Source organism: Saccharicrinis aurantiacus (genome assembly GCF_001660705.2).
Lineage (GTDB): Bacteria > Bacteroidota > Bacteroidia > Bacteroidales > Marinilabiliaceae > Saccharicrinis > Saccharicrinis aurantiacus.
This window is the reverse complement of the sequence record NZ_LYBV02000060.1, coordinates 1-3,702: the sequence shown is the minus strand read 5'-3', so window position 1 is coordinate 3,702 and position 3,702 is coordinate 1. Positions and strand designations below refer to the sequence as shown.

Genomic DNA, 3,702 nt, shown 5'->3' with positions numbered 1-3,702 from the left:
TTCCTTCAACTCCTTTTCAAGCTTCAATGCATCCTTTTCCATTTGCTCTAATTTGTATTGCATTGCATGCTGATGCTTTCGGTCACTGCTCTGCCCTCGATCCATACCTAACTCTTCAGAAACAATGGTCTGAAGTTCGGCCATATCCGCCTTATTCATTTTGATGGATTTCCCAGTACTTTCATCCTGCCATTGAAATACAATATGAGCATGTCTATTTTGTTTCCATTCCTCAGTCTTAATTTTATAATGCCCTTCATCCTCATGTATATGAATTTGTAAAGGCCTTATCTTAAAACGATCTTCAATACGAACACACATTTTTTTAAGATCATCCATCTTTTGACTTTTGCCAAGATTCACTACACCTTCTCGAATTGGAGTGGCTTTTTTTTGCATTTTTCGGCCCGTTAGTCTTTTAGCGTTCTCTTCTAATCTCATCCTGGCATCATGGATCTTCTCGTTACTCCAGGTTCTATTTTTATGAGATAAGTCCTCCCGGACATAATCCAATTTCTTTCCGGATCTAAGGTTGTGTGCTTCAGAATTAGGTGTGACTGGCTTAACGTTTATAGATGATTTAGTGTGCATAGTAAATAAATTTATTATCATAAATTTCTGCAATACCATTCATTTAAGGTATTGCAATGCCTCGCAGAGCCTGCGGAGCATCCTCGAAGAGCTCACAACTAGGGTAAGCAGAATGCCCCTAGTTATAGTGAGCTATAACTGCAAGAAAAATACAGTTATTCCTCACACACTGCAAATCTTTTTCCTACTTTTTAATTTTTCACAACATATCTCCTTCTTCCCTTATGCCTTTTTGCGTCAAGTACTCTTCAAGTTATCCTTAACATTTTTACTTTCAATAAAGACCTTTTTTGAGGCGAAGCCCCTTCTTATTGTTTTCTTATTGAAGAGTACTCTTATTGTAGCCCTCCTGCATGTTAGATATAGTAAAGGATACAAGATGGAAAGGTGTACAAGTTGCCCCCTATTTTGAAATAAAGGTGTACAAGTTGCCCCCTCAAAGGTGTACAAGTTGCCCCCATGTAAGAATTAAAAGTGAACATTTGTATTTTTGTACACCTTTGTATATATTTGAGACATGGATGAAATACAAATACAATTCCAAAAGCTACATACAGAGACTATTCCACAGCCCAACAAAGTTACGGAAATGCGCTACGCTACAAATGGCATAGAAGAAAATATGTTTACGCTTGTTATTGATGCTCTAAGACAACATATGACTGGAGAGAAATTAAGCTATGAGGATCTGTGGGGAGAACCTGTATTTCGTATTAACCTCAATGAAATTGACGAAAACAATAAACCTAATAAGACATTTGCAAGACTTAGAGGAATGCAAAAAAGAGAATTTGGTTATGAGTACACCTCTCCGCAAGATGGCAAAAACGTAGAGGTATTTGGTTCCATATTTACTACAATCCTCAAGAAAGATAGTGATATCGAGATACATATCAATAAATTCGCTATCCCTTGGCTTACGTACATAGACAAAGGAATTACATACTTCAATAAGAAATCAGCCCTTTCACTAAAAGGGGGACACACAAAAAGATTATATAAATTTCTAGCTAGCTGGAAGAGTAAGGGCGGCGTAAATAAGAGTATTATAGAATTAAAGGAGATGTTAGATGTTTTAGATAGATATCCTAAAACAATAGAATTAAAAAGGAGAATATTAGACCCTGCTAAAGACGAAATGTACAATAATCAGAAGTCTGATATTTGGTTTGAATATTCAACTTATTCTAGTGGAGATAATGGAAGAAAACACGACTATATCAAGTTCAAAATACATTCAAGATACAAATCAAACAATGAACGATTAGAGCAGCTTCGTAAAGGAGTAGCCTTTGAACTATTTAATGAAATATTAAAGTTTTTGCAGTATTGCCTCGGAGCTACCAGTGAAAAAGCAATAGAGATAACTGGAGCTTGTACAAATGAGGGCGATCGATTTTGTAATCAGAGATACAAAGATATTAAGGGATTAAGAGAGAAGAGCAAAACAACTCCGCAAGCTTTCAATTTTTTCATGAGTGCATCACAAAAACACAGTGATAATAAGCTATTTGAATTAAGGTTTAAAGAATGTAAATCGAGAAGTAAAATCTAATGAAATAAGTATGGAAAGACATAAGGGAAAAAACAAAAAGCCTTATATATACAGGCTTATAAGACTTTACCTAAAAAACTTCTTCTATCTATAGATACACCTCCTGCACCAGCTAAAAAGTCTACATAAAACGCAACTTTTGATACATTTTATATCATTTTGTTATACTTTCATCACATTGCATTGTATCTTTGTATGTAGCTAAAAAAATCAAAGCCTTGAGGATATAAAACCCACAAGACCTTGATTGTTAGAATGGAAAAAAAGATCTCCAGTCTTTTTTTCCTGGATCATTTCGAACAGATTTATAATATCTGTGATTCCTATGAAGCCAAACTTAGTTTGACTTCTTTAGCACCGTGATTAAAGTGACTATGGCAGCTGTCAACTGTACCATAAGCACTATTATTTCTAACAACATTATTAAAAAAAAATTTAGAAGAAGGATGTCAAATATCCTTCTTCTTATTTATCTGTAAATACTTCGTTAAGTATTCTCGAAAACACAAAGGTCATTTGAGTTAAAATCACCACAAACACACCTTCTTTTTTTATAAATACTAACTACATACTCTTTCTTGTAAAAAAATGAAAAAAAGTTTATTTTTTTTTATTACACACCTAACAAAAATACTAACTTTTTACTTGTAAAAACCTAAAAATAAGGCTTTTGTAAATAATCAAATTGTACATTAAATCTAGTTGTATTTTTAAACTTAACAATGTATAACTACAGCATTTGTGGTTAAAACAACCACTAAATAGCTTACTTCCCTAAATAGCCAACATTCATATAGTGATTCCCCAAAAGAAACATAGTTCTAATTACAGTTAATCAAAGGTATTGAAGGCAGCAGTATTTGGCAAGATAAACTTTTAAACACTTAACAAAATTGTCCACTTTTGGATATTAAACATATATATATCAAACTATTACGCTTTACGAAAAATCAAAAGATTGTCCATTCTAATATATTTATCATCATTTTGAATATTTTAGATTCCAACAGTTGGAATCTTTAAGAATTATACCCATACCCTTTGATATATGATTACAGACATCATCTTTTAATACTATTATTCCTGCCATTATCCTCTATTATCCCTTTTCTCAATAGCATTTCATGAACCTCCTTCACATAACCAACATTACCACTCAATACTTCTTTTGTCATTTTTACAGTAAGATTTGCCCATGAACTTGCCATTTTCTTCTCTTTCTTCCATGCAGTATGCTGCATCTCCATTCGCTCCTTATATTCCTCTATTTTAATCTTTTGAGCATTGTTTTCAGTTTTTAAAACCTTATTTTCTTTCACTGCTCGTTTGGCTGTTTCATGATGCTCCCTAAGCTTATTTCTCTCTTCAGTTACTCCTTTAGCATATTCATAAATATCTTCAGTCTTTTTTTCCTGCTCCTGAAGATCATCCTTAAGCTCTTTTAGTTCGTTTTTTAGCTTAGATGCCATATTCACACCTCCAATAGCTTTAAGACTCTCAGAAAGCCCCTTTTTAATGTTTTTACCAAGTTCTTCAGCCTTTATACTTCGTTTTAA

Annotated in this window: 2 protein-coding genes and 1 pseudogene; 1 reads left to right on the top strand and 2 read right to left on the bottom strand. The window is 33.3% G+C overall.

The window, feature by feature from the left end; translation table 11 throughout:
• Positions 1 to 591: pseudogene (locus A8B35_RS22885) on the bottom strand (hypothetical protein); the annotation flags it as partial.
• A gap of 517 nt (positions 592 to 1,108) precedes the next feature.
• Here A8B35_RS22885 and A8B35_RS22880 point away from each other — a divergent pair.
• The gene (locus A8B35_RS22880; protein WP_068475857.1) at positions 1,109 to 2,146 is read left to right on the top strand and encodes a replication initiation protein; all 1,038 of its coding nucleotides are present in this window, start codon (positions 1,109 to 1,111) and stop codon (positions 2,144 to 2,146) included.
• A gap of 1,061 nt (positions 2,147 to 3,207) precedes the next feature.
• On the opposite strand, the gene A8B35_RS23490 is transcribed toward A8B35_RS22880, so the two are convergent.
• A partial coding sequence (locus A8B35_RS23490; RefSeq protein ID WP_171973262.1) for a hypothetical protein occupies positions 3,208 to 3,702 on the bottom strand: 495 nt, incomplete at its 5' end.